At 56.1% G+C, this 7874-nt stretch carries 4 protein-coding genes; all 4 read right to left on the bottom strand.

Features of this window, described 5'->3' with window-relative positions; translation table 11 throughout:
* Positions 1 to 489 precede the first annotated feature (489 nt).
* Entirely contained in the window at positions 490 to 1557 is a 1068-nt protein-coding gene (locus C814_RS11115) for a hypothetical protein (protein WP_016317930.1), read from the bottom strand.
* Positions 1558 to 2187: 630 nt separating this feature from the next.
* Positions 2188 to 3936: a methyl-accepting chemotaxis protein gene (locus C814_RS11110; protein WP_016317929.1), complete on the bottom strand. Its 1749-nt coding sequence runs from the start codon at positions 3934 to 3936 to the stop codon at positions 2188 to 2190.
* A gap of 475 nt (positions 3937 to 4411) precedes the next feature.
* A complete protein-coding gene (locus C814_RS11105) occupies positions 4412 to 6166 on the bottom strand; it encodes a methyl-accepting chemotaxis protein (RefSeq protein ID WP_016317928.1) in 1755 nt (584 codons plus the stop codon).
* A gap of 198 nt (positions 6167 to 6364) precedes the next feature.
* On the bottom strand, positions 6365 to 7657 hold the full coding sequence (locus C814_RS11100; protein WP_016317927.1) for an EAL and HDOD domain-containing protein: 1293 nt from the start codon (positions 7655 to 7657) through the stop codon (positions 6365 to 6367).
* Between the last annotated feature and the right edge of the window lie 217 nt (positions 7658 to 7874).

The following is a 7874-nucleotide window of genomic DNA, read 5'->3' as shown; positions in this document are numbered from 1 at the left end:
TTGGGTTCCCGACCAAAACAACGCCCTTCGCTTCTCGGGCTTTCAGCCCGAAGCGCGCTTACGCGCGACGCTCGGGCAGGATGCGCCTCACGGGCGAGGGGTCAGCGACCCCTCCCCGTGTGCCCCTCCCCGGCAGGCTGGCAGGCCCAGCCCGGTCGGGCACAATGTAGAGGGGTTTCGCGGCACAGCCCGGGGCGAGCGAGCGGGGCCTGTCTGGACAAAAAACAGGTCGGGGCGGGCACTGACATGCGTGTCTTTTCCGCCCAGCCAAAGGCGGGCACCCTTCCGGGGGTTCCATAAGGGGGATACCCCCTTATGTGCACTTTTGGTTCCTTTTCGTGCATCCGAAAAGGAACCCGCCGCGCGGGGGCGGACTCCCCGCATCCTCTGCCGCCGGAAGGCGGCATTCTTCTTGAAAAAGGCAATGTGCCGCGCAGCTGCACAGAAACAGTCCCCGCATCCCCTGCCGCCGGAAGGCGGCATCCCTATTTAGAGCTTGACCTCAACCGGTGAGATGATCCAAGTGCTGAGGGTGCGGGTACGGGTGACGAACGCATCCTCATTGCTGTCGTAGGAAAACTGGCCGGAAACATCGGTGATCTTGCCGCTGCTGTTCACATGATAAATATAACAGTCCTCGGGCTGGATATCGCTGTCCTCGTAGAAGGGATTATAGAGACGCAGCGTGGCGCGGCTGGTCGCGTCGATGGTCGCAGGGGTGAACACCCGGATCACCGCGTCGGTATTCCGGAACTTCCGGAGCAGTTCGCCGCTCCATTTGGTGCTCATCTTGGCATAGAAACTGTCGGGATTGCTGCTCACATTGAAGAGCACGCTGGCGATCACGTCCTCGCCCTCGAAGAGGACTTCGTTGGTCTCGTTGGCAATCGGCTTGACCGTTTTACCCTGGTTCAGCCCGAGGGAGATGCTGGCATCTCCCCTGTCCTCGCGGTTTTTGACGAAGAATTCCACATCAATCGGCAGGCGCTCCCCCTGCGACATCGCGGAGGTGAACTTTGACCTTTGCCCATCCTTCGCGATGGTTGGCGGGGTGTGGCCGTAGCACATTTCGGGGATGTTGCGGCGGGCGGTAAAGTTCAGGCGGATCGAGACCTTGTACTCCTCGTCGTCCAGCAGCTCGTTGAGGTCAACAGCAATGTAGGTATTGCGGGCGTATCCTGTGACTTCCTCGGTGTCCCAGACGCTGGTTCTTTTAAAGGTTTTGACCGGATATTTGATTTTTGAGTCCTTGGTGAGGATTTTCTCAACCAGCTTGACCGATTTGACCAGCTTGCCGTTTTTCTCCTTGCGGACGGTCATGCGGAAATAGTCCTCATCCTTGAGGTAGTCGCCCACGTTGTCGGGCAGCAGGAAATAGACGGTCTGGTTGGGCACGACCGCATCATCCGAGCGGTACTGGATTCCATTCTCCGAGATCGGCGGGCCACCCAGTACCTGAATGTCTTTTTCAGTCTGGTTGGCGGCGAAAGCGGTCAGGTTTCCCGAAACGGTCATCATCAATGCCGCAAATACGGCTGCAATTCTCTTTTTCATCATACAACGCTCCTTCTTCTGTGAACTGGTTGTTTCCCCTCTGTGTTTTCCATCGAAGCATCTGAAAAAATCCCTTTGATATTTTTCAGGTCCGCGGCGGGAACGCCGCGTGAGGCTGTTTACGCCTATCCCGCTTCAGGCTGTATAGTCGCCGGAGACCTGCCATTCAAAAATAAGCGCTTATTTTTGAATGGTTCGACTATATAGTGTGTGCAGAAGAGGAAAATACTGCATGGGGTGCTGTGATTTTCTAATAAAATAACCTGTTTTCCCCGCGAATGGGGACAGATTTTTCCCCCGCAGCAAAAAAACTTGTCCAGGAGCCGTTTAAAAAATCGGAATCAGCGCTTTTTTCGGGATTGTGGGATCCACCGCGGCCACTGTTCAGCGCCCAGGTTCCCCTCCGAAGGAGAGGGCCCCGGAAGCTCGCTCGGGGTACCGCTTTGGTATGGATTTAAAAGAGAAAACCCCCCGGGAAGGGCTGCGGAGAGGAGCTGCGCAGCTGGGCCGGAGGATTTTTCAAAAAGGATGTATAAAAACACAAAGTCTTCCCCTCCGGGCAGTCATGTGGGAAACAACTGCCCGGGGGGGAAAAGCGGTAGAATACCTGTCGCACAGGATTCCGCTCAATTCTCAATACTTGGAATCGTCGAAATCGAGGCTGTCAGGGACATAGGAATAAGAGAGGCTGGAACTGTTGCCAGCAGAATACCCCTTGAGGGAGAACTGGCCGACCAGCCCTTTGAGGACGTTCGCCTGGCTGGAAAGCTCCTGGCTTGCCGCAGCGGACTGCTCGGAAGTTGCGGAGTTGGTCTGGACAACTGCGGAGATCTGGTCGATTCCCAGCGTGATCTGTTTGATCGCTTCGGCCTGGTCGTCGGTTGCCTGTGTAATCTGAGCCATCGAACTGGCGATCTGCTCGGCGTGTTCGACAACCTGCAAGAGCGACTGCTGGGTTGCATTTGAGAACTCGTTGCCTTCCTCGACCGCCTTGAGCGAGCCTTCGATCAAAGTGGTGGTATTCTTAGCCGCTTCCGCGGATTTGCTGGCAAGGTTGCGCACCTCGTCCGCCACAACCGCAAAGCCCTTGCCCGCAGCGCCTGCGCGGGCCGCCTCAACCGCGGCATTGAGCGCGAGGATGTTTGTCTGGAACGCGATATCCTCTATGGTTTTGATGATCTTGCCGATCTCGGAAGAACTGGTGTTGATCTTCTCCATCGCGTGCATCATGTCGCCCATCTGCTGGTTGCAGCCGTCGATCGCGTCGCGGGTGGAGTCGATCAGATTGTTGACATCACGCGCATTGCTGGCAGTGTTGGTGACCTGGCCGGAAAGCTCGTTGATGGTAGCGGCAAGCTCTTCAACCGAGCTTGCCTGCTCGGTAGCGCCCTGCGAGAGCGCCTGCGCGCCGCTCGAGACCTGCTCGGAACCGCTCGAGACCTGCTCGGCCGACTGGTTGATCTGCCCGAGGGTGTTGTTGAGCGCCTCAATGATCTGGTTTCCGGAAACGCGGATCGAAGCAAAATCGCCGAGATATTCCATATCCATATCGGTGTTGAAGTTGCCATCCGCCAGCATCTTGAGTTTGCCGCTGATATGCTTGACGTAATCCGAAAGGGTTGCCAGAACAAACCGCAGGTTTTCCGCCAGTTCGCCCAGCTCATCCTTCGACTGATAGGTAACAATCCCATGCAGGTCACCCTTAGCCATCCCTTTGACAGCCGCTTCCAGCTCAAAAATCGGGCGGGTGAGGTTGCGGGAGATGCTGATGGTGAGCAAAACCGTAAGGATCAGGCTGACGCCTGCCAATGTAAAGAGGATCGCCATGCAATATAGTTTTGTGACGCTTCCGGTGCGGTAATAGCTGTCAGCCACTGTGCTCGCCCCAGCGACCAGCTCGTCCAATGCGGTCTGATAGTTGGCGCAGGCGGTGCGATAGTCCCCCTGGATCATCGCGAGGATGGTATCCTTGTCTTCGGTCAGCATCATTTCCCGCAGCTTGTTGCGGGCGCTGATAGTGACAGAAGAGGTCTCCTCCACCTTCGTCAGGAGGGAGGGTTCTCCAACATAGCTTTCGCGGAGCTGGTTGAGGTTGGAAACCATGGTTTCGGCCTCTTTGTTTGCGTTGTCGAGGTAGCCCTGGATGGTGGCGTTATCCTTGCTTGCATATGCACGATACATGTCAAGCTGGATTTCTTTGGTGATTGCCTGCGCCTTGAGCGCATACTGAACCATTGGATAGGGTTTGTAATAGAAATCTTGCAGCCCATCTGCAACACTGGACAGGCCTATTGCACTTGCGATGACTGCGATGATATAAAGAACCATAACAGTCCCGAATCCGGTCAGGATTTTTGTCCTGACCTTTAGATTTTTGAACACCGGAAAACGCCTCCTTAGAGATTTAAAATTAGTAAGGTTTTCCCCGCAGGGAACCCACCGAAAACGAAATAAAAGAAACTCACATATCCCTTTTCGGCAGGCAAACGGAAAAAACAAGCGATATGCACAAAAAATATGAGGAAAATTTTTCAGCAAGAGTACGGGTAACAAAATACATAAAAAAGGCACAAAAAGGCAAAGAAAAAACCCAGAGGAGGAATTGGGGGACGCAACGGGAAGATGCGTCCCCCCGACATAGCCTATGTCGGGGGGACGCAACGGGAAGATGCGTCCCCCCGACATAGCCTATGTCGGGCAACAAGGATACCCTGCGGCCTGGGGACGTCCATCCCGTAATAGAATTTCCGGATGTCTGAGGGGCGCGATGTCTGTTGATTGGGGAAGCCGGCCCAGACGGTTTTCGGGCTGCTTCCTGATCCGGGCGGGAGGTCATCCCACCCGGATCAGATACGGATCAATATTTGGAATCGTCGAAATCAAAGCTATCGGGGACATACGAGTAAGAAAGCCCGTTGGCGCCACCCCCGGCAGCGGAACCGCCCTTGAGGGAGAACTGGCCGACCAGCCCTTTGAGGACGTTCGCCTGGCTGGAAAGCTCCTGGCTTGCCGCGGCAGATTGCTCGGCAGTTGCGGAGTTGGTCTGGACAACCGCGGAGATCTGGTCGATTCCAACCGTGACCTGCTTGATCGCCTCGGCCTGGTCATCCGAAGCCTTGGTAATCTTGTCCATCGCCTCAGCGACCTGCTCGGTATGCTGGACCACCTGCAAGAGCGACTGCTGGGTTGCATTTGAGAACTCGTTGCCTTCCTCGACCGCCTTGAGCGAGCCTTCGATGAGGGTGGTGGTATTCTTAGCCGCTTCCGCGGATTTGCTGGCAAGGTTGCGCACCTCGTCCGCCACAACCGCAAAGCCCTTGCCCGCAGCGCCTGCGCGGGCCGCCTCGACTGCGGCATTGAGCGCGAGGATATTTGTCTGGAACGCGATGTCCTCTATGGTTTTGATGATCTTGCCGATCTCGGAAGAGCTGGTGTTGATCTTCTCCATCGCGTGCATCATGTCGCCCATCTGCTGGTTGCAGCCGTCGATCGCGTCGCGGGTGGAAGCCACAAGGTTGTTGACATCACGTGCATTGCTGGCCGTATTGTTGACCTGCCCGGAAAGCTCGTTGATGGTCGCGGCAAGCTCTTCGACCGAGCTTGCCTGCTCGGTAGCACCCTGCGAGAGCGCCTGCGCGCCGCTCGAGACCTGCTCGGAACCGCTTGCGACCTGCTCGGCCGACTGGTTGATCTGCCCGAGGGTGTTGTTGAGCGAGTCGATGATCTGGTTCCCGGAAGCCCGGATTGGTGCAAAGTCGCCCGCGTACTCCATCTCCATCTCGGTGTTGAGGTTGCCGCCCGCAATCATCCCCAGTTTGCCGCTGATGTCGTTGACATAAGCGGAGAGCGTATTCATAACCGTACGCAGGCTGTCGGCCAGCGAACCAAGCTCATCGCGTGAAGAATAGGTAACCGTTGCCTTCAGGTCGCCCTTGGAGAGCTTCTGCATCGCGCCTTCCAGCTCGATGATCGGGCGGGTCAGGCTCTTGGAGATATTCACAGTCAGCACCATCATGATCCCGACGCTTACAATCGCGAGGATCGAGAACAGCAGGATGCAGAAATTCCGGATGCTGACCCCTTCGTCATAGAACGAAACGGCCATCTGGTCACCATAAGCGATCAGAGCCTCCAGATCGTTCTGGAAGGTGTCGCAGGAGTTGCGGTAGTCATTCTGGATCGTTGCCAGCGCCTCGTCCTTTTTGCCCTGCTGAATCAGCTTGAGAGCGCGGTCGCGCGGCTCGGCAGTGGCAGCGATCGAGTTTTCAACCGCCACCAGGAGCTGCTGTTCGCCGATATGGGAAGCGCGCAGCTCGGCCATCGCCGCATCACGCGCACCCTTCTGGGAATCAATCGCGGTGAGGGCGCTCTGGAGCCGCTCCGGGGTCTCCGCCACGAACGCGCGGTAAACATTGAGCTGCACCTCTTTCGTAACCGTCTGGCAGTCTGAAGCTGCCTTGACCATCGGGTAGGGGTTATGGTAAAACCGGTCCAGCGCGTTGGCCACGCTGCTCAGGCTGACAACACCCACACAGATCGAAATGATATACATGATGATTGCCATTCCGAACCCGCTCAGGATTTTAGTCCTGATTTTCATGTTTTTGAACAAGACAAATTCCTCCTCTGGCTGAAAAAAATTCCCACCTGCAAAAGGACAACCGTCACATCCCCTGCATACCTTGGCTATTATTTAATTATCGCTCATTTTTTGTAAAATGCAAGGGGTTTATGCAAAAAAAATGAAATTTTCAGTCAAAAACGAGGGCGGCGCCATCATAATGCATAAAAAGGGGTGCTGCCTATTGTGCTATTTGGAGGACATCTCCTGCTCGAGCGCTTCGGCGGCCTGTTCGGTTTCGGCCTGGCCGGGCTTGAGCAGGGTGCTCCAGATCGCGTTGACGCTCTCGACCGAGTCGAAATAGATCTGGGTGATAATGTTCATCGGCAGGCCGAGCAGCTCGGCGTAATGGGTCATCTGGCCCCAGTCCGCGCTCTCATAGCAGAGCACGAGCTGATAGAGGTAGCCGCATTTCCCCTCTTTGGTCAGCAGGGCTTCCTTGATCTCCTGCGCCACCGGCAGCTCCGCGAGCACCATGTCGAGCGGGAGCTCCATGAGCTGGTCAAGGGTGGAGAACATACCCAGCATATAGGCTTCAGCCGAAGAGATCGGCAGGCTTTCGATATGCTTTGCCAGCTCCTGGCAGAAGGTGGCGCGCAGGAAGGAGGTTTTGATCAGCTCCTCGGAGGTGCCGCCGCTCTCCTGCTTGAACGAGAGCAGGTAGATCCACTGCTTGAGCTGGCCGATGCCGAGGATGACCAGCGCCTGCTGGATCGACTTTGCGCGGTTGCGCAGGGCGAAATAAGCCGAGTTGACCAGCTTCATGAGCGAGAAGGCGAGCGCGACATCGCGGGAGATGATCTGGGTGATCTCCTCTACATCCGGCTCGTCACGCGCAACGGCAACCATCAGCTGGAAGAAGTTGCTCTGCATGTGGTCCACCCGGTGCACCTTGGAGGCGGTCTGCTCGGCAACACAGGTGCCCTGTGTAAATTCGCAGGACAGCTCCTGCGCAAGGTCGCGGGCGGCCGGGGAGTTTACCTGGTAGGCAACCACCTGTTTGCCGAAGCTGTGCGCGATGTCCACAACATTTTTCAGCGAGGATTCGGAGAGCAGACCGTTGCCCACCCTGCCGAAATTGACCTTGACATAATCCACCGCGTCCATGATGCTGAAATAGCGCGGGGAGAATTCAAAGTCCCGGATGGCGAGTTTATACCCCTGCTTCTTGTAGCGGTAGATCATCTTCTGCGCCACCGGATGGATGATCGAGTTGTCCTCGATCTGGATGACCAGGCGGTCGGGCGAGAACATCTTCGGGATGTTCTTCATCAGCAGATTCGGGGTAAAGGTCAGGAACGCTGCCTTCCCGCCGAGGAAGCTCTCGCTGCTTAACTCGGTGAGGAACTCCTCGATTGCGTTGGCAACCCGGGAGTCCCGCTGCTGAAAGAGGGAGCTTTCGTCCTCCTTATAGAGGATTTCGTAAGCAATCACCTGCTTGGAGCGGTCGAGTATCGGCTGACGGACAATATAGGTTTCCATAATCTGTGCCTCTCTTCATCAATTCTTGTGAACAATTTATACAGAACAGGAAAAATCCTGTATTCTCTATTATCCCAAGGCAACGCAAGTTTGGGTTACAGGGCAGCATCCGTTTGGCCCCAGGGCGCATGTTGTTTTGGGTTCCCGACCAAAACAACGCCCTTCGCTTCTCGGGCTTTCAGCCCGAAGCGCGCTTACGCGCGACGCTCGGGCAGGA

It is taken from the genome of Anaerotruncus sp. G3(2012), assembly GCF_000403395.2.
Classification (GTDB): domain Bacteria; phylum Bacillota; class Clostridia; order Oscillospirales; family Ruminococcaceae; genus Anaerotruncus.
The sequence above is the reverse complement of the archived record's forward strand: the minus strand, read 5'-3'. Positions and strand labels throughout refer to the sequence as shown.